We start from the raw sequence: 23503 nt of genomic DNA, 5'->3' as shown, positions 1-23503 counted from the left end.
GAAATTATTTTTGAGTTGGCAAATTATCTTTGGCCAATTTATTTTTAACTTTTTCAACAACGTCGTCAAGTTTCCAGTCACTTTTGACCAAATATTCTGACGATTCGCCAATTATTTTTCGAAAAGATGGCTCTGGCGGACTCGTCAGGTTGGTTAATAAGATCACGGGAATTTGATTACCTTTTGGCATTTCGCGCATCTTAGTTAACATCTCAATTCCATTCATAATCGGCATAATAATGTCTAGTAAAACCAAGTCTGGTGTTTTTTGTCCAAATTTGTCCAAGCCTTCTTGGCCATCAGCGGCCCTCATCACCTCAAAACCTTCTTTAGTAAATTTTTCCTCGAGTACGTTTAACAAAGAAGGCTCGTCTTCAACAATTAAAATGATTTTTTTAGCTTCTTCCATAATTCCTCCTAAACCCAGTATAAACTATTATTTAAAAATCTCAAACCAATATTATGAACAACCCATTATTGATCTTTTATTTTCCAAAACAACTTGACAAATTGATTATTAAAGACTATATTTAACCCAATATTAGATAATGAATTCCCGTTCTTTAATAAATTGAAAAAAGACCTCAAGGAGGTGCTCGAGATGAAACTGCAAACTGCAAAGATTTTCAGATTTGTGCTTTGGTTGGTGATTTTCTTGTTTCTGGGCTTTATGTTAATAGGCTGTGGTAGTGTCACTAATGATTCAAATAATGATCCTCACTATTTGGGACCAAAGCTCAAGCCTTTGCCTGTTGGATTTATAGCTTATAATGTATCTTCCTCAAATTTTGCCTCAACCTCCATGATGCTTTACAAAGCTAGTGGTGAACCTTGGTTAGGATTAGTGATGAGCAATGTTGCTCCAGAAGCCTTTATGTCCTGGTCGCCATCATCCAAGCTTTTGTCCTATATGTGTCGAGTCGGCGACGATTTTCACTATTTGGCGGTGGTAGACGATCATGGTCAAGATCAAGTCGTTTTTTATAATGCGACTCCGGGATCTTGGTCACCTAAGGAAGATTTGCTAATTTATGGAGTAGAAAATGATGGTCTTTATCGATATCGACTCAGTTCTGAAACTGAACGATTTTATCAATCTGATGAAAACTGCACTGATCAATTTCCAGTCTTTTCTCCGGATGCTACCCAAATCGCTTTTGTACGTTGGACCTCGGAAAACCATTACCAGATTATGATCATTGGGGCTAACGGTGCTGATCCTCGCCTGATTTGTCAGGGAGACAGTTTCATTGAATTTGAACCATTATGTCTGCAATGGCTTCCAAGTGGCGAACAGCTTCTCTTTAAGGTTAATAATATTGGCGCTTTTGTAGTTAATGCTCAATCCGCACCAGCTCAGCCACACTTAGTGATTAATAATGGTGATATTGACCGAATTTATCTTTCGCCTGATGCAAAAGTAGTAATGTATTTTGGGAATCGAATTATTGCCAATCCTCGCAAATTATATCTGGTGAATTGTGACACCTGGCTTGAAAACCAAATCATAAAGGTTAATGAAAGAATTACTGATGTGTGTTGGTGTCCAAAGACCAACCCTCGAGATTTGGCAATGCTCGCCCCTTCAGGAATTTATATTTATCGCTTGCATGAATCGAGCTATGAACAAATGAAAGCCACGGAAAATGGTGGTTGGTACGGTAATATTTCTTGGACCACAAATTATCAGCCATCATAATTTTCGCGATTTTAAAAACCCGTTAGGGGAAAACCCTGTGCTTTTGACTCCTAACGGGCTTTTTTTATTTACTTTTTTTAAGTTTCGAGGTAAAATTTAATAAGTCGCGAATCCCAACCAAACGGTATTTTCGGAAAGGAGTCAGCAACTTGGTAGCATCGGTTGAGCGCCGGGTTACTATTGGTTGTTTTTCAATCGAATATGAACAACCAGATAAATTTACCTCCAAAATGGAAAGATTTGCCGTTGATTTTGGACATCAGGGGAAACAATGGAGTGGATCCCATGACGTTGGTGGTTCAAGACCATGGGATGTTATTCGTGAAGGTTTAGACCATGAATCATGGAAAGTGATTATGAATCACTTTGGTTTAGTTCCAGTTCAACATCTATATCCCCTCGAAATTATCGAAAAACTCACTCCCGGACAACTCGTTTCAATTCGCCGGAAAATCGAAGAAAAATATCATCTTGCCAGCCAAATCATTCTCGATGCAAATGGTGAGCCTGTTCTTGCTGAAGATCTTCCCGAAGATTTTAATTTTAATGAGATTCCAAACCTATCTCCAGCCCGTTAGGGTAATTCATTTTTTACCTTTTCGGGCTCTTTTTTTTGCCCTTCATATTAGTTATAATAAAATTGTCTCGAATCTATTTTAAAAATTAAAGGAGGACAATGCGCCACTCGTGTTTAGGGTTTTTTTTAGCATTTTTAGTGGTTTTAATTTTTTCAGTCGTAATTTATATGGTAAATTTTAAAGCCACTTTTTTAAATGCCAATTTTGTTAAAAAGGAACTTAGAAAAGCTAATTTTTATACTAATTTAACCAAAACCATCCCCAGCTTTTTAGAGTTGCTCAAAGTTGAAACTAAAGATCCAAAAGAAGCGGCGCAATTCGACCGCCTGATTGATTTTGTTAAAAAAGACATCAAGCCCGAACTGCTCCAATCTGAAATAGAAAAAAATATTGATAGTTCTTATGCTTGGCTTTATGGCAAAACTGACAAATTTGAAATTAATCTTGCCTCAAGTGAATTGACTAAAAGTTTTGAAGATTTTTTCTTCCAGGGCTTAGAAGCTAAATATCCGAGTTTACCGGTATGTACTCAAGCCCAAGTTACAAATTATAATATCTTTAGCGAAAATGGACTTGAATGCCGAATTTCTGGCAAGTCTTTTGCTGATTTAAAAACTGAATTTATAAGCCAATTTCAAACCGAAAATTCCAAATTAAATGATTCATTTACTTATTCCTTTCAGCCCACTGCCACGAGTGGTACGGCATTATTTTGGGCAAAAGGTGGTTCATGGTATTTAGTTTTTCGAATCGTTTTCTATAGTTTAAGTTTTTTGTTAATTTTATTTCTATTTGTGATTGGGTTGATGGCTCGAGTTTCTTGGCGATCTTTTTTCCGCTGGTTGTCAATACCAATTATGATTCCTTCTGGGTTATTGCTAATTTTAAGTTCAACTGCAAATTTAATTTATCGGTTTATCCCTAGTCTTACTTCAGTTTCTGATACTAAAGAAAGCAAATTAATCGCCAAAATTATTGATCCCTTAATTCGCAACATTTTTAACGAAATTAATAACCGAAAAATTATTGAGTTGGCAATTATTTTTGGAATATGTGTGGTGATGATTATAATTTCTTTTTTCTTAAAAGGTATCAGTCCAACTGCCACGCCAGCTTCTGCCACGCCCGCCCCAGCTACCCCTGCTCCTACACCCACAAAAACCGCCCCCTCTTCCAAAAATTTTAAAAATTAATATTAATATAATGAAAGGAAGCTTAATGGCAAAATGTAAAAAATGTACTATGCCAATTGACAAAGACTGTGAATGTTCTTGCGAACCGGGCATTTGCTGTAAATGCTGTACCTGTGACAAGGGCTGTCAGTGTGGCTGTCAAAAAAAAGATAAAAAATAATCTTAGACCTTAAGATATAAAGAAGAAGAGGCATTTTTATGCCTTATCTTTGATTTTATCAAACTTTCTGATATAATATTTTCAGTCCCAGAATCATATCTCAAGGAGATGGTTGAGTTGTTGGATCCTACTCTGGATCGAACCATTATAAAACCGCAGGTATTTTATTATCAACCCGAAGATATTAAGATGGATGATCGTGGCTACGGAATTTATAATGTATATGCGCCACTTGACCGGAACAACATCTATTTTGATAAAAACTCAGGACAATCCAACGAAAGCAAAACTGCTTTTGGGGTTAAGAGGGCCTGGCACCTTCACAAGTTGCAAACAGATTGTATGCGCGTGAGCCATGGAAACGCTAAAATAGTAGTTTTCAGATTGGATGGTAGTGGTCGCCGTACCAAATCCGAATTATTAGAGCTTAATTGGTATCTTGAATATTATATTGGTGACCTAAAACCGGGAATTGTTGTTATCCCACCCGGTTGGTATCATGGTTTTACACCCCTATACAACAAACCTTGCGTCTTGAATTACTACGTCAGTCATATATATAATCCAACAAAGCCCGACGAACATCCCATCCCCTATGACCAATATCCCTTCCTGGAGGTCGAGAACCGATGAGAATCCCAAAACCGTCCAAGATCCTCGTTACTGGCGCAGCCGGTCTTTTGGCTTCAAAGTTGGTTTATCGGCTTGATAGTCACAAACTAATGTTGACCGATGTTGTCGAAATTGATAGTAATTGCATAGGCGAATTTCCTGCAGCTGAATTTCAAATCATGGATATTTGTGATATTGATCAAGTGAGAAATGTATTTTGTCTATTCCGGCCCGATGTCGTTTTGCATTTAGCTGCTTTTACAGATGTTGCCGGTGCTGAAAAAGATCGAGAACTTTGCCATAAGATTAATGTTAGAGGTACGAATATTCTTTCGAGGATAGCTGCCGAAATCAGAGCGGCGCGAGGAGCTGAATGTTATTTCGTTTACATTTCTACCGATTATGTTTTTGATGGGGAGCGAGATTATCCGTCCGATTATGATGGCAAGCGCGGGTTGTATTCTGAAAAAGATTGCCCTAATCCTATTAATTATTATGCTGAAACTAAGTTAATGGGCGAAAAGATATTTTCGAATCACAACAACTCACGTAATTATTTGATTATTAGAACTTCATTCAAGCCGGTTCCCTTTGAACATCCTCAAGCACCAACAGATATGTGGACTTCGGCAGGCTATGTTGATCAAATTGGCCCAGAAATTGCTTTGGCAGTTGATGATTATGAGTTTGTAAGAGATTACTTGTATGAATCTGGTCGACCCTCAATTATCCATATTGCTCAAGAAAGAAAATCAGTTTTTGAATTAGCTCAAAAAACCAACCTTGATGTCAAACCGATTACACGAGCCGATATTCCGGTTAGATTGCCCAAAGATACTTCTTTGGATATTAGCTTGTGGCAAGAAATTAGCCGGAACTTTATTCGTTCGTAACTTTGAGTTTATTTGATTTATTTTCATTTGTTATTTTTGGCGAAAGCCTATTTGAATTGTCAGTAGGTTTTCGCCTTTTTTTGTGGGGTCGATCCCCACAATCCCGCCCTCTAATCGTTACGATAGAAAATTTTATAGGGTAATATTAAAAAATCCTCCTAATTTGGAGGATTTTTGGTCTCTGCCCGCGGAGGGACTTGAACCCCCATGAGCTTTCGCTCACTAGGTCCTAAACCTAGCGCGTCTGCCATTTCGCCACGCGGGCACATCGCGGTAATCTCCGTTATCAATAAATTAATTCAAAGAATTAATTTTATTCCGATTTGGTGTCGCTCTTTTTCAAAAATCAGAGATTTTTGGCTTGGATAGTATTTTCAATCAGGGACATTCGGGCATTCATACAATCGGATATTCCCCCTTTTGCGATTAATATATTTATCATTTTACTAAAATCAACTTAATAACACGCCGCCGTCAACCACGATTTGCTCGCCAGTCAGATACGAGGACATGTCCGAAGCCAAAAACAAAGCAACTTTGCCGATGTCGTCAGGGTCTCCCATGCGGTGCATCGGGATTTTCGCCAGAAAAGCCGCCATAAATTTTTTCATATCAACGCCTGGCGCTGGCGGCATTTTAGAAACCCCGGGGGTTGTAATACCGCCCGGTGCGATGGCGTTAACCCAAATTTTATGTTGAGAAAGTTCAAGGGCCGCATTTTTAGTAAAGCCCCAGACACCATGCTTGGAAGCGTCGTAATGGGCAAGACCAACCATCGACGGATGTAAAGCATCTATTGAAGTAATGTTAATAATTTTACCGCCCCGGCCTTGGGAAATCATCTGTTTTGAGGCTGCTTCCGTGCATAAAAAAACTCCGCGCAAATTAACGGCAACAACTCGATCGAAATCTTCCTTAGTCATTTTGGCAAGCGGCATCTGGGGGTAAATGCCGGCATTGTTGATGATAATATCGAGACCACCAAAATCCTGAACAGCAGTTTGAACCATTTTGTTAACCTCGGTTTCGTTCGAAACATCGGTTTTAACTACCCTAACTTTGAATCCTTGTGTGCTTAAGCCCTGAGCACTTTTATTAGCGGCGTTTTCGTCCAAATCCGCAATTAAAACAGAGGCTCCTGCCTCAGCCAAACGCGCGGTGATTCCTAAACCTATTCCCATCGCTCCGCCGGTAACAATCGCTGTTTTGCCGGTCAAATCAAGCAATTTATCAAACGGAGTCAATTTTGTCTCCACATTTCTCCTTTTTTAATATATGATTATATCTTAATAATACCACAAAAAACCTCAGGTTTAATATGCTCGTTTGAACCTTACCTCGGATTTTGATATAATTAAACAAAGAGGTAATATGCACGCATTGTTTCTTATCCTGCACATCGTTGGTGCCGGAGTAATTATCGGTGTTGTTGTTTTTTCTGTTTTACTTAATATCAAGGAGGGAGTAAGTCAGGAACGGCTCAAAATTTTTCAGATGATGCGATTGACAGGTACAATTGCCGCCGGTTGGCTCTTGGCAACCGGGTTGGTGCTTTATTTTCAGGAAGCGGAAGAACTTAAGGGTAATATTCTGTTCTGGATAAAAATGGGACTTTTTGTTCTTGATGGGATAATCGCGGTTTTAATAATTGACCGAAAAATAAAAAAGGTACCCACTCCGAATTTAACCGTTTTGACAATAATCAACGCGATAGTTCTTTTTGCTATCGTTGTCTTGGGTAAACTAATTTAAATAAAATTAGCTAAAAAATAAATTAATTAGTGGGAGGGTTTATGGACACCAAGAAAACGCCTTTGGCGGTGGCAACATTTTTAACCTTGGTCTCGCTTTTTTGCGGCTTATTAGTTTGGTTGTTGCCCGACATTAGCCGGTCTATCTTTCAAACATGGTTTCACGGAGTCAATCTAAGTATTATTTGGGATACGACCACCATGTCGTTTGGTAAACTGCTTCTCGGACTGGTTTCCGCTTTTATTGCCGGTTATATTGCTACTTGGGTCTTCGTTAAAATCTACAAGGTTGTTGTTAAATAACTACCTTATTTTTGGTTTTTACCTTGCCGCTAACGGCTTCTCGCATCTTCCAAGCAATAATCGCAAACCTCTCAAAAAGAGCGCTTTTGATTATAGGGCCTGGAGGGGATCGAAGGGGTAAACCCCGTCCCGATGCAACAACATTTTGATTTATATTAAGTCTTTGCTAAAATATCAACTTTTTACTCAATTGTTTATTTATCGCCTGTGGGTTCTTACCACCACAAGCCATTTTCCGAAAAAAACCTCAAAAGAGTTTTCTTTCCGGAAAAGGGCCTGGAGGGGATCGAACCCTCGACACTCTGCTTAAGAGGCAGATGCTCTACCACTGAGCTACAGGCCCACTCGCCCCTGGCAGGAGTCGAACCCGCAACCTCTTCGTCCGAAGCGAAGCGCTCTATCCATTGAGCTACAGGGGCTTAGCTATGATTATAGCAAATTTTATGGTCAAAATACAGAGGTGAAATAAATTTATCCACTTGCAATTAATTACTGAAAATGTAAGATAAAAATTAAGGAGGGTTTACCCAAATTCAAATGGGCTTAAACTCTATTTTTTATAAGTGAGTTCCTTAACAAGGAGATGAGCGAATGATGGTTCGAGGGCTGAACAAACTTGTCATGGGGTTGGTGGGGATATTAATTATAGTTGGCGCGGTTGTAATTGCTGTTGTAGCTGAAACGATTTTATTTGGCTGGTTACTCTCCGGGAGGTGAGTCGAGTGGACAAAGACCAAGAAGATATTTTCGAACCCGAACGTCCGTCTTGGGACGAAACCTTTATGGATATTGTGGCTATATTTGCAAAAAGACCAGTCTGTATTAATAATCGGGTCGCCTGCGTTTATGCCAATCCCAATCATCATATTATTGATACCGGCTATAATGGACCATTGCCTGATCATCCGCATTGTAATAATCCTCATGTTGGTTGTGCAAAAAAGCATGGAAACGCTTGTAGGGGTTTGCACGCTGAAGACAACGCCACGCTTTCTCGTTCGCGAAGTGAATTTGATGGTAGCACTTTGTATATTTCGAGATTATGTTGCACTCAATGCATGAAAAGGCAAGCCGCTTATGGGGTAAAAAGGATTGTATTTGCCCAAGAATATGCTCGGGTTAAAAGAGTTGATGAGGCTGAAAAAGGAGAAGAAAAAACCGATTTTGAGCTTGCGATCCAACTGGCGATGGAATCAAATATTGCCGTCGAACAATATAATTATGAAACCAAAACAACCCGCAAGGTTATTTAAGGAGGTCGGTACCCATGGCAACTAAAGATTCACCTGAATTTTTTCCTTACCAACTTGAAGTCAGAGAAATGTTAGTTATCGATGAGGCGGCTCAAGAGCTATTAACTCCGGTAGAAATTAGTCAAATCCAAGAATTAGGTTTAATGTTTGGGCTGCGGCCAGCAGAGCGGGCAAATATATTTTTTGTTGTCAGTCCTATTCCCAAACCACCTCGAGAAACAGAAACGAGTTATCAGGCATTAGTTAATGGGAAAATAGATTGCGTGTTTTTTACCAGAGAAATGGTAGCTGCATTACAAGCCAGTGGAATGGATGTGGTTGAGGATATTAAATCAGAAATTCAGAATATTGAAGCCGGTTGGCGCGATAGCCCGTACTGCCGTTGAAATCCCATCTATAACTCCGCGCAAAACCCGAGGAGGTCGATCAGTAATGGCGAATCAGCAAGAACGCGCTCTTATCGAAGACTTAACACAATTACCACAACAAGGTACGCTCCCGTTCATCGGTATTGTTGGAGATTATGTCCCTGAAGTCTGGCACAAACTTTGTTTAGCTTGCTGGTTTTTGGGATCAAGGGAACGGACCCCCAAACATCAAGAAGGCTTTCCGCTCGGATTTGATGCGTGCATGGGTTACACAATCCGAAAGCCGCTTAATGAACCGAGATTGCATAGCTTTGGTTGTTGTGATGCCCCCGAGGGTTTGTTAGTTTATCGAGATGAGGTTTGTTTTGGAGTTCATGATGGCTGGGTGAAAGATATTACCATTAGAACCGAAGAGGATGAAAAGGAAGCTTATTGGGATTATTCTTACCATCAGCGCTTAGAAAGAGAGGTACAAGTTGTTTTACCGGCCACGACATATTTTGAATCGCAAGACAAGTTAATGATTGAGAAAATGCAAAAAGACTGGATGTCAAAACATCGTTTTGGTCGCGACTACATGCTGCATACTTGGATTCCACAAATTGATAACTTTTCTGAAGATGCCCCCTGTCTGCAAATGATCCAATTCCGGCTTTTGCAGGATCCGAATTGTGAAGAAGAAACCTATAATCTAGTTTGGGTCATAATATTTCGGTCCCATGATCTTTTCAATGGCTGGCCTATGAATATGTATGCTTTGTCGGAATACCAAAGGTTATGGGCAATTAGGCTCACGAATGCCTTGGGAATTCAAATTGTACCGGGCGAGATGAATGGACTTTCAACTAGCTTGCATCTTTATGGCGCCTATTTCGAAACCTTAGATTTAGCAGGATATTTAAAGCGGATGCGAGATAATCCTTGGACTGACTTTGCTTGGTCAACCGAGAAGTATTTGCCAAGAGAGGATTGGCCAGCCATTCACCGGCGCCTGGCTGCCCAATTAGATTTTGAAGCCAAAACCGGTATTAAAAGAGCTATTGATCGTGATTTGGTGGAGGTCGGTTACGATTTAGACACTTTTCCTTATCCTCCCGAATGGGACGATTAATTTTGGACAAAGATTGTTATTCAAATCTACATCAAGAAAAGGGGTGATCTGATTGGCGACTGACCAACTTGTTAATAGAGAGATGATTTCCATTACGGCATTGTTAACAATTAGGGTGAAAACTGCCTTAGTTAATATTGAAAGGGGCAACCGTGATCAAAAAACTCTTTGGGCAATTGGCAGAGCTCAAGAATTTCTAAATTCTGTTGTTCAAGAGATTGAAGATATTGAAACCCTAAGGATTCATACTCGGCATTTTAAGAATGAGCCAAATTATTTATTGGCTAAAGGTGCCCGGGATGACTTGCAGGCAAGTGATGGTGTTGAGACTTTTTCTGGACAGGATGCGTTTCGGGAAGAAATGAAAATGTTAAGAGGGTTATGTTCAAGCATTATAACCAATCAGGTTATTATAGTTCAAGATTTTGACAAACTTCAACAATTCTTTGAAGCCCTTTATGATTATACGCAATATCAAAAAGGTCAGCATCGAGCCACTCGTCAACATTAATTAATTATTTCAATATTTCTCGTTTGCGGTTGACCCCGTGCTTTTCCCAAGGTACGGGGCTTTTTTTGTCCTCAGAATTTGGTATGATAAATATGGTTATAAGATTCTATGTAATAAGTACCCAAAAATTTGAAAATTAGATATTAAAAATTGTAACTTATTTATGATTTAGATATTCGAATTTCGGATTTGCGACTAGAAGGAGATAACATGTATGATTTGATTATTGTTGGTGGGGGACCAGCCGGCTTAGCCGCCGCTCTTTATGCCGCCAGATACGATTTAAAAACTTTATTAATTTGTGTCGCCTCTGGTGGGGCAATGGAAAATGCCTATGAGATCGAAAATTATCCAGGTTTTGAAAAAATCTCAGGGGCTGAGTTAGCCTCGAAAATTATTGCCCAGATTAAAAAATTGGGCGTGGAGATGAAAAACGACAAAGTTACTAAGATTAAAAAAACCGAGACTGGTTTTGAAGTCGAAACCGAACAAGCTGAAAAAATCCCCACTAAAACCGTAATTTTAACTACTGGTATGGAACGCCGCAAATTAGGTGTGCCAGGCGAGGAAGAACTTTTGGGTCGGGGCGTCAGTTATTGCCCCACTTGTGATGGCCGCTTTTTTAAAGATCGTATTGTCGCTGTGATTGGTGGTGGCGATGCCGGTTTAGCCTCGGCAAATTTATTAGCTGACATTTGTCCAAAAGTTTATATTATTGAAGCTGAGGATAAATTGCGTGCGGAACCTTATTGGCAAGATAAAATCAAAGCTCGAAAAAATGTTGAAATTATTCTTTCTACCAAAACGACCAAAATTAACGGCAAAGAGGTGGTTGAAAGTTTGAGTTTGCAAAGCCCGACTGCCCAAAAAGATCTCAAAGTTGATGGTGTTTTTATTGAAATCGGCTCAACCCCAAATGCCACTTTAGCGAAAAATTTAGGCATTAAATTAGACGAACAAGGTTTTATTGTGATTGACCCGGGTGGTGCGACCAACCTTAAAGGCGTTTGGGCGGCCGGTGATATTACTACCGGTTCTGAGCAATTTTGGCAGATTTTGCCTTCAATGGCAGAGGGCGCCATCGCCGCTCATTCAGTTTACAAATTTTTAAAATAATAAAGGAGAATTATGGCCGTTGTAAAAATTGTCGAACTAATTGGCACTTCCGAAACCAGCTGGGAAGATGCCGCCAAGCACGCGGTTGATCAAGCCGCAAAAACCATTAGAAATATTACCGGTGTTGATGTCGTTGGACAAAACGCGACTATTCAGGATAATAAAATCACCGAATTTAAAGCTAATGTCAAAATCGCCTTTTTAGTCGAAAGATAATATATCTATTTTAGGTTTTTGGATTTTGAAGTAGGAGAAATTTAAATGTTCAAACCAGTTCGAAATCAATCAATTAATGATCTTGATGCGCTAAATTATGAAGACTGGAAAGGCAAGACCAAAGCCGAAAAAAGAGAGGTAAAACATCGTAAAAAAATGCCAGTTGAGGGCGCTGGCTTATTTGAAGTTTGGAAAATGAAAGCGGAAATGGCGGAAAAAAATAAAGCCAAAAATAAACCTAAAAAATAATTTAAGGAGTAATAATGTTATCTTCAAGGCGCGATAAAATAATGGCCGGATTAATTGTGATTTTGCTTTTTTCAGCTTTTATCACGCTTGCCTGGTTATCAAAAACCGGTGGTTTTATAATTTTAGCGGATGTTTTACAAAAAGGTTTATAAAGATAAATGACTATCGAAAAACCGTTAATTGTAATTTTAGGACCAACCGCCTCGGGTAAAACTTCTTGGGCAATTCACCTTGCCAAAAAATTTAATGGTGAAATAATTTCTGCAGATTCGAGGACCATTTATGAAAAAATGGACATCGGAACCGCCAAGCCTTCAAAAAAAGAACAACAAGTTGTCCCGCACTATCTGTTAGATATTATCAAACCAGATCAAGAATTTTCCGTAGCTGATTTTCAAAAATTAGCCCAAAAAACCATAAATCAAATCCATAAAAAAGGTAAATTACCCTTTATGGTTGGCGGCACCGGTTTATATATTGATGCGGTTTGTTATAATTTTAAGCTTCCACCCATTAGCTTGGATTCAAAATTACGCCTCAAATTAGCCAAAAAATCGCTCGCAGCTTTACAAAAATTACTCAAAATTAAAGACCCGGATACTTTTGGCAAGATTGATTTAAAAAATAAACGGCGTCTAATTCGCGCCTTGGAAGTATGCATAACCTCTGGCAAGAAGTTTTCAAAACTTAAGACTGCCGATAAACCATGTTATCGGATTTTAAAAATTGGCGTCAAAGTCTCGCGGGAAAAATTATATGAAAAGATAAATCAGCGGTTAGACGAAATGGTTAAAAAGGGATTGGTTGAGGAAGTTCAAAAATTATATAAAGCCGGATATGACTTTAATTTACCGGCCATATCAGGTTTAGTATATCGGGAAATAGGTGAATATGTTCGCAGGAATATAAGTCTTGAAGAAGCCTTACAAACTGCTAAAACTCGAACCAGAAACTTCGCCCGTAGGCAAATGACATGGTTTCGTCGAGATAAAAATATTATCTGGATAGAAAATGTCCAAAATGCAGAAATTGCAATAAACAAATTTTTAAAAAGAGGGGCAGGAGGAGCCACAATTGTCCAAAACTAAGTATATTTTTATTACCGGCGGCATTGTTTCCGGTATTGGTAAGGGGATTACGGCAGCATCGTTAGGGTTATTGTTAAAAAAATCAGGTTTCAAAGTTGGAATGCTAAAAGTTGATCCGTACTTAAATAAGGATGCTGGCACCATGAATCCTTTTCAACATGGTGAGGTTTTTGTGACCGAAGATGGTACCGAAACCGATTTGGATTTAGGTCATTATGAAAGGTTTGTTGGCGAAAATTTATCGCAACTTTCAAATTTTACTACGGGAATTATTTATTCCGCTGTTACCGAAAAAGAACGGCATGGTGATTTTTTGGGCAGCACCATCCAAATTATTCCTCATGTTACCGAGGAAATTAAACGTCGCATCAAATTAGCCGCCCAAAAATCTCAGGCGGATTTTTTAATTTGTGAAATTGGTGGCACGATTGGTGACATCGAAGGTTTGCCTTTTATCGAAGCTGCCCGCCAGTTTCGTCATGACGTCGGCGAAGAAAATGTTTTATATATTCATGTGGTAAAAATTGTTTATATTTATCCGTCTGAAGAAGCCAAAACCAAGCCGATTCAGCAAAGCGTTCAACTTTTACGCAGCGATGGCATTCAAGCCGGTCTTTTAGTCGTTAGATGTAAGGAAAAATTAAGTGATTCAATCCGTAAAAAAATTGCTCTTTTTTGTGATGTTGATGAAAAAAATGTCATTGAAGCAATAAATGCCAATTCACTTTATGAAATTCCTTTAAATTTAGCCAAAGCCGGATTAGCTCGGCAAGTGGCTAAAAAATTTAAATTAAGATTTAAAAAACCTAACCTTAATGATTGGCGGCAAATTGTCAAAAAATGTCACGATGTTAAAAAAACGATTAATATTGCTATGGTTGGAAAATATTTAGATCATCCTGACGCCTATATTTCCGTGGTGGAAGCTTTGCGTCATGCCGGCATAGCTTACCAAACGAAAATAAATATTATCGGGGTAGATAGCGAAAATACCCTTAAAATTAATAAAATATTATCTAAAGTTGATGGCATTTTAGTGCCTGGAGGTTTTGGGATTCGTGGCATCGAAGGTAAGGTCAAAGCGATTCAATTTGCCCGTGAAAATAAAATTCCTTTTTTGGGTTTATGTTTGGGTTTGCAGGTTGCTGTAATCGAATTTGCTCGAAATATGTGTAAATTGCATGATGCAAACTCCACCGAGTTTAACCCAAAAACTAAGTATCCAGTTATCGAATATTTACCAGAGCAATTAAAAATTAAGTCAATGGGCGGCACGATGCGTTTGGGCTCGTATCCGGCAATTTTAAAACCAGATTCTAAGATCAGAAAATTATACGGAAAAAATCAAATCGCAGAAAGGCATCGACATCGTTATGAAGTTAATCCGGAATATCATCAAATTTTACAAAAAAATGGCTTAATTTTTTCCGGCAACTCACCTGATAAAAAATTAGTCGAATTTATTGAGTTGGCGAATCATCCCTATTTCGTTGCTACCCAAGCCCATCCCGAATTCAAATCAAGACCAATTAAACCTCATCCATTATTTTTGGGTTTTATTGGAGCGGCGATAAAAAATAGAGATTAACTCTTGACAATTGCTATAAATTATAATAAAATATCTTTAGTACTCTTGGGACGACATCTCGAACCAGGTGAGGTGTGGAATATGCAAAGCCTGCAAGACATTCTTGTGCGTAAAGCCGGACCTACCGGATTTGATGATTGGGGTCAAGATATCATTGTACTTTCCCCACCATTTAGGCTTGACCCGGAGGTAAGCAGATTTCTAACTACAGATGCGGGTTTAGACCATATCGAAGGTAGAGTGAAGGTTTACCCGGATCTTCCCTTTATGTGTATGGGGAATGATTATTTGCCCTGGCTGGGCAAAGACAGCGACTATTTCTTAGAGCAGGAGCTTCATTTAGCGGGTCTTGAAGTCTGGCGGGAAAGGACATCTCCAGAAGATCAGGAACGCATTTATAACTTTTTGGCAGATAAATACAAGGAAAGGTACACAAGGCTTCATCGTGAGGGAGGACATCCCCATTCAATTAACCATTGCGCATTCACATATGCCATTTATCTCTGCCAGATTACAACAAGGCGAGAAGAGGGAAGAAAGATAATTACTGCCAGGTTGAAAGGAATGGCCTCAGGTCATATTTGGAAGGCTTGCACTCTAGGGATGGGTAAATCGTTAGGTCTCTCAGATGAAGAAATTACCACCATCCTAAAGGACAAAGGGGCGTGATCGTCAATGTGGAAAGTCAGCAAGAGTGGCATGATTGTGGAATTTAAAAGATGGATTCTTATTACCCTATGCTATTTTGCCCCAAGAATTATTAGAAGGAAAGCCATATTTTGGTTGCGTCGTTTTCCCACCTATCCTGAAGAATTAGGTTGTTTTCGGACAGATGTGGCATTTGCCGCCCTGGGATTATTGAGGGCTGGAGACATCCAGCTTTTTGAAGATCAAGTTGCCGCCTACCCCTTTGCCGAAAGATGGAATGGGCTCAATTCAAGAATTCAGGTTGCGCATTTACGCAGTCACGGAGGTTGGAGGGTTTTTACAAGTTTTGCCAATAATAAAATTGGAAAATCTTCGCTCCCATACATTGAAAGAGGAGGTTCGTACTAATTTTTTTCAAGCCGTTGCACGGAACTGATCCTTCGAGATCAATACCCTGTCACGGCTTTTTTAAATAACAATTTCAAATTTGTGGTAGAATATAGTTAAGATAAAACAGAGCTAAAAGATTAGGAGAAAATATGGCTGTGGCAAAGATCTTAGCCGCATCAGTGGTTGGACTCGAAGCTTTACCAATTGAGGTCGAAGCCGATATCTCTTCTGGTTTACCTGCTTTTAATATGGTTGGTTTACCAGACAAAGCCGTTGAAGAATCAAAAGAGCGAGTCCGAGCGGCGATCAAGAATTCATCAGCCAAAATGGCGGATCGTCGGTTAACAGTAAATTTAGCGCCGGCTGATTTGCCAAAATCTGGACCAGCTTTTGATTTAGCGATTGCAGTTGGGATTTTAGCAGCCTCAGAGCAAATCCCGACTTTTTTAAATTCGCACGAGAATTTATTTTTGGGTGAATTATCATTAGATGGCAAATTGCGCCGGATTTCTGGGATTTTACCCATGGCTTTAATGGCCAAAAAATCAAGCATTCAAAAAATTTATCTGCCGGAATCAAATTTAGCCGAAGCCGAATTAGTGGCTGGCCTAGATTTGTATCCAGTTTCAAGTCTTAAACAACTCATATATCATCTTAAAATGGAAAAACAGATTTCCAAAATCAAATCTGCCGGTAAATTAACTTTAGATAAGGATGAATTATATGATTTTGATATGGCCTATATCGCTGGCCAAGAACAAGCCAAGCGCGCTTTAGAAGTCGCCGCCGCTGGCGCACATAATGTCTTAATGTCTGGACCGCCAGGATCTGGCAAAACCTTACTGGCACGGGCCATGCCTTCGATTATGCCCAAAATGACCCCCGAAGAATCATTAGAAATCACCAAAATTTATTCGGTGGCAGGAATTTTGCCATATGATTCACCATTAATTTCTTCTAGGCCATTTCGCTCGCCTCACCATACTGCTTCTAACATCTCTTTGGTGGGTGGTGGCGCACATCCTCGACCAGGTGAAGTCACTTTAGCGCACAAAGGAGTTTTGTTTTTAGATGAATTGCCAGAATTTGGCCGGGCAGTTTTAGAAGCTCTCAGGCAACCCTTGGAAGATCGAATCATTACCATTTCCAGGGCCCTAGGAACCCTGCAATTTCCCGCCCATTTTACCTTAGTGGCCGCCATGAATCCATGCCCGTGTGGTTATTTAAATGATCCCAAAAGGCAATGCGTTTGTGGACCAAGCCAAATTATGCATTATCAGAAAAAAATCTCAGGGCCTCTCGTAGATCGAATCGATATTCATATTGAAATCCCCGCGGTAAAATTAGAAAAATTAACCTCGGAAAAAGTTTCCGAAGAATCTGCCAAAATTAGAAAACGGGTTGAATCAGCCAGAGATAGACAACGCACTCGCTTTTCAGATTTAAAAATCCTCACCAATTCAGAAATGAAAGTTCAAGATATAAAAAAATTCTGCCAATTGGACGAAAAATCGCAGAATTTACTTAAAAATGCCGCTATGCAACTTAATTTATCTGCTCGAGCATATCATCGGGTTTTAAAATTAGCCAGAACCATTGCCGATTTAGAAAATAGTACTCAAATTCACCCTCAACATTTAGCTGAGGCTCTCCAATATCGTCCCAAAGACCAAAACATGTATTAACTTTTGACTTCTTCAATAATTTTCTTAAGAATCCCGGATTCATTTTGGGCGAGTTCGGCTAAAATTTTTCGATTAAGTTCAATTTTATTCTTTTTCAAAAGACCCATAAATTTTGAATAACTAATCTCGTTGGCTTTCAAATAGGCATTTAATTGGCTAATCCAAAGTCGGCGCATTAATCTTTTCTTGCCTCGGCGATCTCGATAGGCGTGTTGTCCAGCCTTCACCACCGCCTCTTTGGCTTTTTTAATTGAAGCCTGGCGGGTTTTCATGTAACCCTTGGTCAGCTTTTTAATTTTTTTATGTCTTTTTCGAACCATTACGCCGCGCTTGATTCTTGGCATATTTACTCCCTTTGGTCGTTCAAAATAAAAGATTAGAGAGAAAAGATAAAAATACTATTAGATTTTTAATTTTTACTCTGCATCTTTAATTTTTTCAATTTTATTTTTAATCTTATTTATTATATGGGACTAATTTTCTCACCACTTTTCGATCTGCCATGCTTACGTCTTGTGACACAGCATGTCGGCGTTTGCGAGCCGCTGATTTTTTACTTAATAAATGCGAAATAAAGGCTGATCTGCGTTTAATCTTGCCAGTTTTAGTTTTTTTAATTCTTTTTGCTAATCCTCGATGTGTTTTTAACTTCATTTCATTCCTTCAAATTATTCATCAATATCAAAATAAATATTTTCAAATTTAAATTTTATAATCTTTTTAGTTTTGGCTTTTGGCCGGTTTTAACAAGATGTTAAATTGATTGCGTTCTTTGCTGGCTGGGGATTCAATGGTGCTAATTTTTGCTAATTTTTCGGCAAATTTTGCCAGCATTTCATAAGCTCTGGGTTGAAATTGCATTTCCCGTCCCCTGAGCCTTAAATTTACGCGAACGCGATGGCCTTTGACAATAAATTTTTCCGCCCGTTTGATCTTGATGTCCAAATCGTGCTCGGAAATTTTAAAGCCAATTCGAATTTCTTTTAATTCACCTGTTTTACCTTTTCTTTGTTTGCGGGCAATTTTTTCCTGTTCATACTGGTACTTACCAAAATCAATTAATTTGGCCACTGGTGGATTAGCATTTTCAGCCACGATCGCCAAGTCAAAACCGCGGTCTTTGGCAAAAAAAATCGCCTTATCGCGCTCTAAAATTCCCACAAACTCACCATTTTCATCAACCAAACGCACTTTGGGGGATTGGATTTGCCAATTTGAGATTAATCTTTTCTTAATCGAAACCTCCTATGTTTTTATATTATATAATAGGAAAGCAAAATAATCAAGCCTTAACCTTATTGATGTTTCACTGGAGCCTTTACCCCAGATGATTTTTTAATAATTACTTTAATCGCGCTCGGAACGATTGAAAATTCGATTGGAGTTTTCGTCAAAATTCTATCGTCAGGTCCCAAAACATTTAAAATTTGTTCCAGGCCCGAAACTCTAAATCTATCGGCGTGAAATAAGCTTGAAAAGGTGGTTTTTTGTTCTGTTTTGAAGATTGAGGAGATAATTGAACTATTGGTTTGGCCAACTTGAGTGGTGACATAGATATCCAAGAGACTATCCGAAAAACCTTGGCGCATTAATTCAGAATCAGCATCTCCCAAAGGACCATTTGCCACGGTCATACTTAAAGCCGGTACCTCAGCTTTAAAGTCCGCAATCTCCAACAAAACTTGCGATGGTTTTTTAGCCTTATCAGGGGCAATTTTAACATAGGTTAAAAAAAATCGTTCTGCCCCAGCTTGTCCCATGTCAAAAGTGGCAACCCTTCTTTTTGGCAATGCGAGGCAGGCTTGTTCCCAATTTGTGCAGCCAATTAAATTGTAAAAACTGCTTTCCGGATCAATCGGCACAATTCCCAAAGTGGCACCTTGTTTAGCAATCAGAGCGGCCAAAGTGCTGATAGTGGTGTCGGTGCCAATAATCACAATCGTATGATACCCTTTTTTCAAACCGAGCTGGCAGAGTTCTTCGACTTTTTGAATTGGATTTGCCTTCGCAATTTCACCCACAATCTGCAAATCATCCAAAAAGGCTGCGATGCGATTTTGAAAACCGGCTTGCCAACGATTTTTCGCTTGCTCTAAAACAAAATAGTACATTTTAATTTATGAATTCTTTATATGGTCCTTAGCTTTGAGTTCTTCTAATTCATAAATTGGTTTTAATTCTTTTTTGCCGTTTTCGCCCATCGTACTTTTGCCGGTAAAAGAAGCGCCTTTTTTCACAATTAAATTTTTGGTCACTAAATCGCCAAAAACTTTACCAGTCGGCGAGATTTCCAAATCTTCCAAAGCCTGTAAATTTCCACGCACCTGTCCAGTGACAACCACATTTTTGCCCTTGATTGAACCTTCAATGACTGCTTGGTCACCAATAAATAAATCGCTTTTGGTGTCCACTTCTCCTTTAACCTTACCGTTAATTTGGATGTCGCCGTCACTTTTCAAATTACCAGTTAAATTCACATCCACGCCGACAACCGTTTCCGAGACCTTCTTGGTCACCGGTTTGTTTTGATCGAACATTGCCATAATAGACTCCAATCTATTTAATTAAACTCTTTATATTAAAGCTGATAATTTAACTCTATTATATATCAAATGATTTAAAAATTCCAAAAAATAAATTTTAATTTTCAAAAACGCAATTTATAACACTTTTATTCTCTTGACATTCGTGATATAATTGTTCATTGGTATATATTTTTGACATATTATTATAATATTATAAATTTGAACTCATAGAAAGGCTTCAAGATGCCAAAAACTCCAAAATTTGCTGGCGGAAAAATTAAAATAATTGGTGCTCGTGAACATAATTTAAAAAATATCAGTTTGGAAATTCCCAGAGATAAATTAGTCGTTTTTACCGGGTTATCCGGGTCTGGAAAATCATCTTTAGCTTTTGATACAATTTATGCCGAAGGCCAGCGCCGTTATGTCGAGAGTTTATCTTCATATGCGCGACAATTTTTAGGGGTGATGGAAAAACCAGATGTGGATTACATTGAAGGTTTGTCTCCGGCTATTTCCATTGACCAAAAATCAGCCTCTAAAAATCCTCGTTCCACGGTCGGCACCATTACCGAAATTTATGATTATCTGCGCTTATTATTTGCCAGAATCGGCGAACCGCATTGTCCAAATTGTGGCAAACCCATACAAAGCCAAACCCCAACCCAAATTGTCAAACAAATTGCCAACTTAATTGCCAAATCTAAAAAACCCGAAAAAAAAGTGATGATTTTATCGCCGATTATTTTAGACCAAAAAGGCGAGCACAAAAAGGTTTTTGAAGAAATTGCTAAAGCCGGTTTTGTGCGGGTCCGGGTTGACAAATCAGTTTACGATTTATCGCAAGTCCCAAAATTGGATAAAAATAAAAAACATTCAATCGAAGTCGTAGTGGACCGCTTGATGTTATCTAAGGGTTTAGATAAAACCAGGCTCTCAGGATCGGTGGAAACAGCTTTAGATCTGGGTGATGGCATTATTTATATTCATGATTTTGAAAATGACCGAGATATAATTTTTTCTGAACATTTTGCCTGTCCTGATTGTGGGATTAGTTTGCCAGAAATTCAGCCTCGGCTTTTTTCTTTTAATTCCCCACATGGCGCATGTCCGGATTGCCAAGGATTAGGGACAAAATTAGAGGTTGAACCAAATTTGGTAATTCCCAACAAAAATTTAACCTTGGCTGAGGGCGCCATTCGGCCATGGGTCAGAACTGTTTCCCATTCTACTTGGTTTCAAAGAATTTTAGATAAGGTCGCCGTTGTACATAAATTTTCCGTTAATGTCCCGGTTCGAGAATTAAGCGGCAAGACCCTGAATTTGGTTTTATATGGTACCGGCAACGAGGTTTATCAAGTCTCATCCGGTGCCGGATCCGTTCGAGAATATGTGACAAATTTTGAAGGTGTTGTTCCTAATCTTCAGCGTCGATATATGGAAACTGACTCAGATTTTATTCGCTCGGAAATTAGAAAATATATGGTAGAAAAAATTTGTCCAACTTGCCATGGTCAGCGCTTAAAACCCGAAGCCCTAGCTATCACTTTGGCCGATAAATCAATTATTGAAGTGGCGCAATTATCTGTCGAAAAACTAATTGAATTTTTTAAAAAACTTGACGCGAAATTAAGCGAAAAAAATAAAATTATTGCCAACCAGATATTAAAAGAAATTAAAGCGCGTTTAAAATTTTTGGAAAATGTCGGTTTATCCTATTTAACCTTAAATCGTAATGTTGCCACTCTGGCTGGTGGGGAAGCGCAGCGAATCCGGCTTGCCACGCAAATTGGTTCTGGTTTAGTCGGCGTCGTTTATATTTTAGATGAGCCTTCGATTGGTTTGCACCAGCGCGATGTCAGCAGATTGCTCAAAACTCTCAAGGATTTGCGTGATTTAGGCAATAGCGTGATTGTAGTTGAACATGATATGGAAACTATAATAGCTGCCGATTATATTTTTGATATTGGACCTGGAGCCGGCGATTTAGGTGGAAAAATTATTGCTCAAGGCACCGTCAGCCAAATTTCAAAAAATCCTAAATCAATTACTGGCCAATATTTATCTGGTAAAAAAGCCAACCCCATCCCTGAAAAACGCCGCCAACCTAATCATAAATTTTTGGAAATTATTGGTGCCGAAGAATTTAATCTCAAAAAGATCAATGTTAAAATTCCAATAGGTTTACTAACTTGTGTTACTGGCGTTTCTGGATCGGGAAAATCAACCTTGATTTGTGAAATTTTAGCCAAAGCCTTGGCGAAAAAATTCCATCGTTCAAGAGTCGCGCCCGGCAAACACCAAGAAATTCGCGGCCTTGAATATCTCAACAAAGTCATTATGATTGATCAATCGCCGATTGGCCGCACTCCTCGTTCAAATCCGGCTACCTACACCGGTTTGTTTACACCAATTCGCGAACTTTTTGCCTCAACTCCAGAAGCGAAACTTAGAGGATATCGTGCCGGTCGTTTTTCCTTTAATGTTAAGGGCGGCAGATGTGAGACTTGCCATGGCGAAGGTCAGATAAAAATTGAAATGCATTTTTTACCCGATATTTGGATCACCTGCGAAGAATGTAAAGGCAAAAGATACAACAAAGAAGCTTTGGAAATCCATTTTCGAGGCAAAACTATTGCGGATGTTTTGGAAATGACGGTGGTTGAGGCTCTTGGATTTTTTGAAAATATTCCCCAAGTTCGAGAAAAATTAAAAATTTTAGACGACGTTGGTTTAGGCTATATTCATTTGGGACAATCGGCAATTACCTTGTCTGGTGGGGAAGCGCAGCGGGTTAAATTAGCCACGGAATTATCGCGCAAAGCCACCGGTTCAACCCTGTATATTTTAGACGAACCTACCACTGGTTTGCATTTTGAAGATATTACCAAATTAATGGGTGTTTTAGATCGCTTAGTGGAGATGGGAAATTCAGTTTTAGTCGTCGAACATAATATGGATGTCATTAAAGCTGCCGACTGGCTAATAGATTTAGGCCCAGAAGGTGGCGAAAAAGGCGGCTATGTGACAGCCACCGGTTCCCCTGAAGCGGTTTCCAAAGTGGCCAAATCCTACACCGGCCAATACCTCAAAAAACTCTTGAAAAATACTTGACAAAATAGGCTTTATTTGGTAAAATTAGGCTGTCTTGAGTGGATTAGATAATCGCTCCACCGATGAGGTGGAGAGGAAAGTCCGAGCACCACAGAGCAGGATACCCCGCACCCTTCAGATTAACATTTGGGGATGAAGGGCCGTGCGAACGAGGGAAAGTGTCACAGAAACTAAACCGCCCGCCGATGAGGCGTGGTAAGGGTGAAAAGTGAGGACCTAAGAAGCCTCTCTTTCCAATGGTAACATCGGAAAGTGGTAAACCCTATCCGGTGCAAGGTGGAATGGACTGAAATGTCACCATATGGTAATGAAGCTGCTCGTTTTGGACATTTTGGGACCCACCGCAAAGATAGATGATTATCTTCCGCCAATTGGCGGAACAAAACTCGGCTTATTATCCACTCAAGATATTTAAAAATCGTCCCAGTTTAGGACGATTTTTTAAATTATAA

Annotated in this window: 28 protein-coding genes, 3 tRNA genes and 1 other RNA gene; 22 read left to right on the top strand and 10 right to left on the bottom strand. The window is 39.2% G+C overall.

Annotated features, from left to right (window positions below):
• Positions 1-4: 4 nt before the first annotated feature.
• Complete coding sequence (locus VJJ80_01225) at positions 5-409, bottom strand: response regulator (protein ID HLC38735.1); 405 nt, start codon at positions 407-409, stop codon at positions 5-7.
• 192 nt (positions 410-601) lie between these two features.
• Here VJJ80_01225 and VJJ80_01220 point away from each other — a divergent pair, with 192 nt between their 5' ends.
• From VJJ80_01220 to VJJ80_01200, 5 genes are all read left to right on the top strand, one after another.
• Positions 602-1699 (top strand): hypothetical protein, encoded by a 1098-nt coding sequence (locus tag VJJ80_01220; GenBank protein HLC38734.1) that lies wholly within the window; start codon positions 602-604, stop codon positions 1697-1699.
• A 149-nt stretch (positions 1700-1848) separates the two neighbouring features.
• Entirely contained in the window at positions 1849-2277 is a 429-nt protein-coding gene (locus VJJ80_01215; GenBank protein ID HLC38733.1) for a hypothetical protein, read from the top strand.
• 98 nt (positions 2278-2375) lie between these two features.
• Positions 2376-3470, top strand: coding sequence for a hypothetical protein (locus VJJ80_01210; protein HLC38732.1), 1095 nt, complete (start codon positions 2376-2378; stop codon positions 3468-3470).
• A gap of 277 nt (positions 3471-3747) precedes the next feature.
• Positions 3748-4263, top strand: coding sequence for a hypothetical protein (locus tag VJJ80_01205; protein ID HLC38731.1), 516 nt, complete (start codon positions 3748-3750; stop codon positions 4261-4263).
• Positions 4260-5135, top strand: coding sequence for a sugar nucleotide-binding protein (locus VJJ80_01200; protein ID HLC38730.1), 876 nt, complete (start codon positions 4260-4262; stop codon positions 5133-5135). The genes VJJ80_01205 and VJJ80_01200 overlap by 4 nt, the downstream gene beginning before the upstream one ends.
• Positions 5136-5317: 182 nt before the next feature.
• On the opposite strand, the gene VJJ80_01195 is transcribed toward VJJ80_01200, so the two are convergent.
• Positions 5318-5400 (bottom strand) — tRNA-Leu (locus VJJ80_01195).
• A 187-nt stretch (positions 5401-5587) separates the two neighbouring features.
• Positions 5588-6391 carry an SDR family NAD(P)-dependent oxidoreductase gene (locus tag VJJ80_01190; GenBank protein ID HLC38729.1) on the bottom strand — a complete coding sequence of 268 codons (804 nt, stop codon included), beginning with the start codon at positions 6389-6391 and terminating at the stop codon, positions 5588-5590.
• 115 nt (positions 6392-6506) lie between these two features.
• Between VJJ80_01190 and VJJ80_01185 the strand changes: the two genes are divergently transcribed.
• Complete coding sequence (locus tag VJJ80_01185) at positions 6507-6887, top strand: hypothetical protein (GenBank protein HLC38728.1); 381 nt, start codon at positions 6507-6509, stop codon at positions 6885-6887.
• A gap of 41 nt (positions 6888-6928) precedes the next feature.
• Complete coding sequence (locus VJJ80_01180; protein ID HLC38727.1) at positions 6929-7189, top strand: DUF5676 family membrane protein; 261 nt, start codon at positions 6929-6931, stop codon at positions 7187-7189.
• A gap of 271 nt (positions 7190-7460) precedes the next feature.
• On the opposite strand, the gene VJJ80_01175 is transcribed toward VJJ80_01180, so the two are convergent.
• Together VJJ80_01175 and VJJ80_01170 are read right to left on the bottom strand one after the other, a co-directional pair.
• Positions 7461-7532, bottom strand: a tRNA-Lys gene (locus tag VJJ80_01175).
• A gap of 3 nt (positions 7533-7535) precedes the next feature.
• Positions 7536-7608 (bottom strand) — tRNA-Arg (locus VJJ80_01170).
• A gap of 303 nt (positions 7609-7911) precedes the next feature.
• Here VJJ80_01170 and VJJ80_01165 point away from each other — a divergent pair.
• The 13 genes from VJJ80_01165 to VJJ80_01105 all read left to right on the top strand — a co-directional run bounded on the left by VJJ80_01165 (position 7912) and on the right by VJJ80_01105 (position 17412).
• Positions 7912-8442: a hypothetical protein gene (locus tag VJJ80_01165; GenBank protein HLC38726.1), complete on the top strand. Its 531-nt coding sequence runs from the start codon at positions 7912-7914 to the stop codon at positions 8440-8442.
• 14 nt (positions 8443-8456) lie between these two features.
• Positions 8457-8828 (top strand): hypothetical protein, encoded by a 372-nt coding sequence (locus VJJ80_01160; protein HLC38725.1) that lies wholly within the window; start codon positions 8457-8459, stop codon positions 8826-8828.
• 46 nt (positions 8829-8874) lie between these two features.
• A complete protein-coding gene (locus VJJ80_01155) occupies positions 8875-9921 on the top strand; it encodes a hypothetical protein (protein HLC38724.1) in 1047 nt (348 codons plus the stop codon).
• Positions 9922-10003: 82 nt separating this feature from the next.
• The gene (locus tag VJJ80_01150) at positions 10004-10432 is read left to right on the top strand and encodes a hypothetical protein (GenBank protein HLC38723.1); all 429 of its coding nucleotides are present in this window, start codon (positions 10004-10006) and stop codon (positions 10430-10432) included.
• Between the two features lie 210 nt (positions 10433-10642).
• The gene (locus VJJ80_01145) at positions 10643-11548 is read left to right on the top strand and encodes an FAD-dependent oxidoreductase (GenBank protein HLC38722.1); all 906 of its coding nucleotides are present in this window, start codon (positions 10643-10645) and stop codon (positions 11546-11548) included.
• A 12-nt stretch (positions 11549-11560) separates the two neighbouring features.
• Positions 11561-11764, top strand: coding sequence for a dodecin family protein (locus VJJ80_01140; GenBank protein HLC38721.1), 204 nt, complete (start codon positions 11561-11563; stop codon positions 11762-11764).
• A gap of 45 nt (positions 11765-11809) precedes the next feature.
• A complete protein-coding gene (locus VJJ80_01135; protein ID HLC38720.1) occupies positions 11810-12013 on the top strand; it encodes a hypothetical protein in 204 nt (67 codons plus the stop codon).
• A 14-nt stretch (positions 12014-12027) separates the two neighbouring features.
• Positions 12028-12165, top strand: coding sequence for a hypothetical protein (locus tag VJJ80_01130; GenBank protein HLC38719.1), 138 nt, complete (start codon positions 12028-12030; stop codon positions 12163-12165).
• A gap of 6 nt (positions 12166-12171) precedes the next feature.
• Positions 12172-13101 (top strand): tRNA (adenosine(37)-N6)-dimethylallyltransferase MiaA, encoded by a 930-nt coding sequence (gene miaA, locus VJJ80_01125; GenBank protein ID HLC38718.1) that lies wholly within the window; start codon positions 12172-12174, stop codon positions 13099-13101.
• Positions 13088-14689 (top strand): CTP synthase, encoded by a 1602-nt coding sequence (locus VJJ80_01120; GenBank protein ID HLC38717.1) that lies wholly within the window; start codon positions 13088-13090, stop codon positions 14687-14689. The genes miaA and VJJ80_01120 overlap by 14 nt, the downstream gene beginning before the upstream one ends.
• Before the next feature lie 81 nt (positions 14690-14770).
• Positions 14771-15358, top strand: coding sequence for a hypothetical protein (locus VJJ80_01115; GenBank protein ID HLC38716.1), 588 nt, complete (start codon positions 14771-14773; stop codon positions 15356-15358).
• Positions 15359-15364: 6 nt separating this feature from the next.
• Positions 15365-15745: a hypothetical protein gene (locus VJJ80_01110; GenBank protein ID HLC38715.1), complete on the top strand. Its 381-nt coding sequence runs from the start codon at positions 15365-15367 to the stop codon at positions 15743-15745.
• 131 nt (positions 15746-15876) lie between these two features.
• Complete coding sequence (locus VJJ80_01105) at positions 15877-17412, top strand: YifB family Mg chelatase-like AAA ATPase (protein HLC38714.1); 1536 nt, start codon at positions 15877-15879, stop codon at positions 17410-17412.
• Here VJJ80_01105 and rplT read toward each other — a convergent pair.
• The 5 genes from rplT to VJJ80_01080 form a co-directional block, all read right to left on the bottom strand.
• The gene (rplT, locus tag VJJ80_01100; GenBank protein ID HLC38713.1) at positions 17409-17756 is read right to left on the bottom strand and encodes a 50S ribosomal protein L20; all 348 of its coding nucleotides are present in this window, start codon (positions 17754-17756) and stop codon (positions 17409-17411) included. The genes VJJ80_01105 and rplT overlap by 4 nt on opposite strands.
• A 112-nt stretch (positions 17757-17868) precedes the next feature.
• Entirely contained in the window at positions 17869-18066 is a 198-nt protein-coding gene (gene rpmI, locus VJJ80_01095; GenBank protein ID HLC38712.1) for a 50S ribosomal protein L35, read from the bottom strand.
• Between the two features lie 66 nt (positions 18067-18132).
• The gene (gene infC, locus VJJ80_01090) at positions 18133-18633 is read right to left on the bottom strand and encodes a translation initiation factor IF-3 (protein HLC38711.1); all 501 of its coding nucleotides are present in this window, start codon (positions 18631-18633) and stop codon (positions 18133-18135) included.
• 74 nt (positions 18634-18707) lie between these two features.
• Positions 18708-19523 (bottom strand): hypothetical protein, encoded by an 816-nt coding sequence (locus VJJ80_01085; protein ID HLC38710.1) that lies wholly within the window; start codon positions 19521-19523, stop codon positions 18708-18710.
• A gap of 6 nt (positions 19524-19529) precedes the next feature.
• On the bottom strand, positions 19530-19955 hold the full coding sequence (locus VJJ80_01080) for a polymer-forming cytoskeletal protein (protein ID HLC38709.1): 426 nt from the start codon (positions 19953-19955) through the stop codon (positions 19530-19532).
• A gap of 225 nt (positions 19956-20180) precedes the next feature.
• On the opposite strand from VJJ80_01080, the gene uvrA reads away from it, so the two are divergent.
• Together uvrA and rnpB are read left to right on the top strand one after the other, a co-directional pair.
• Entirely contained in the window at positions 20181-23051 is a 2871-nt protein-coding gene (gene uvrA, locus VJJ80_01075) for an excinuclease ABC subunit UvrA (protein ID HLC38708.1), read from the top strand.
• Between the two features lie 35 nt (positions 23052-23086).
• Positions 23087-23460, top strand: an RNA gene (gene rnpB, locus VJJ80_01070) — RNase P RNA component class A.
• The last annotated feature ends 43 nt before the right edge of the window (positions 23461-23503 follow it).

It is taken from the genome of Patescibacteria group bacterium, from assembly GCA_035288465.1.
Classification (GTDB): Bacteria; Patescibacteriota; UBA1384; order DATEAH01; family DATEAH01; genus DATEAH01.
The sequence above is the reverse complement of the archived record's forward strand: the minus strand, read 5'-3'. Positions and strand labels throughout refer to the sequence as shown.

Bases quoted from the DNA above. Each gene is read 5' to 3' on its own strand.
- miaA (HLC38718.1), top strand. From the start codon at position 12,172: ATGACTATCGAAAAACCGTTAATTGTAATTTTAGGACCAACCGCCTCG.
- VJJ80_01210 (HLC38732.1), top strand. From the start codon at position 2,376: ATGCGCCACTCGTGTTTAGGGTTTTTTTTAGCATTTTTAGTGGTTTTA.
- VJJ80_01140 (HLC38721.1), top strand. From the start codon at position 11,561: ATGGCCGTTGTAAAAATTGTCGAACTAATTGGCACTTCCGAAACCAGC.
- VJJ80_01180 (HLC38727.1), top strand. From the start codon at position 6,929: ATGGACACCAAGAAAACGCCTTTGGCGGTGGCAACATTTTTAACCTTG.
- VJJ80_01110 (HLC38715.1), top strand. From the start codon at position 15,365: ATGTGGAAAGTCAGCAAGAGTGGCATGATTGTGGAATTTAAAAGATGG.
- VJJ80_01115 (HLC38716.1), top strand. From the start codon at position 14,771: ATGCAAAGCCTGCAAGACATTCTTGTGCGTAAAGCCGGACCTACCGGA.
- VJJ80_01085 (HLC38710.1), bottom strand. From the start codon at position 19,523: ATGTACTATTTTGTTTTAGAGCAAGCGAAAAATCGTTGGCAAGCCGGT.
- VJJ80_01185 (HLC38728.1), top strand. From the start codon at position 6,507: ATGCACGCATTGTTTCTTATCCTGCACATCGTTGGTGCCGGAGTAATT.
- VJJ80_01105 (HLC38714.1), top strand. From the start codon at position 15,877: ATGGCTGTGGCAAAGATCTTAGCCGCATCAGTGGTTGGACTCGAAGCT.
- rpmI (HLC38712.1), bottom strand. From the start codon at position 18,066: ATGAAGTTAAAAACACATCGAGGATTAGCAAAAAGAATTAAAAAAACT.
- VJJ80_01160 (HLC38725.1), top strand. From the start codon at position 8,457: ATGGCAACTAAAGATTCACCTGAATTTTTTCCTTACCAACTTGAAGTC.
- VJJ80_01220 (HLC38734.1), top strand. From the start codon at position 602: ATGAAACTGCAAACTGCAAAGATTTTCAGATTTGTGCTTTGGTTGGTG.
- VJJ80_01200 (HLC38730.1), top strand. From the start codon at position 4,260: ATGAGAATCCCAAAACCGTCCAAGATCCTCGTTACTGGCGCAGCCGGT.
- uvrA (HLC38708.1), top strand. From the start codon at position 20,181: ATGCCAAAAACTCCAAAATTTGCTGGCGGAAAAATTAAAATAATTGGT.
- VJJ80_01135 (HLC38720.1), top strand. From the start codon at position 11,810: ATGTTCAAACCAGTTCGAAATCAATCAATTAATGATCTTGATGCGCTA.
- VJJ80_01150 (HLC38723.1), top strand. From the start codon at position 10,004: ATGATTTCCATTACGGCATTGTTAACAATTAGGGTGAAAACTGCCTTA.
- VJJ80_01225 (HLC38735.1), bottom strand. From the start codon at position 409: ATGGAAGAAGCTAAAAAAATCATTTTAATTGTTGAAGACGAGCCTTCT.
- VJJ80_01130 (HLC38719.1), top strand. From the start codon at position 12,028: ATGTTATCTTCAAGGCGCGATAAAATAATGGCCGGATTAATTGTGATT.
- VJJ80_01080 (HLC38709.1), bottom strand. From the start codon at position 19,955: ATGGCAATGTTCGATCAAAACAAACCGGTGACCAAGAAGGTCTCGGAA.
- rplT (HLC38713.1), bottom strand. From the start codon at position 17,756: ATGCCAAGAATCAAGCGCGGCGTAATGGTTCGAAAAAGACATAAAAAA.
- VJJ80_01145 (HLC38722.1), top strand. From the start codon at position 10,643: ATGTATGATTTGATTATTGTTGGTGGGGGACCAGCCGGCTTAGCCGCC.
- VJJ80_01155 (HLC38724.1), top strand. From the start codon at position 8,875: ATGGCGAATCAGCAAGAACGCGCTCTTATCGAAGACTTAACACAATTA.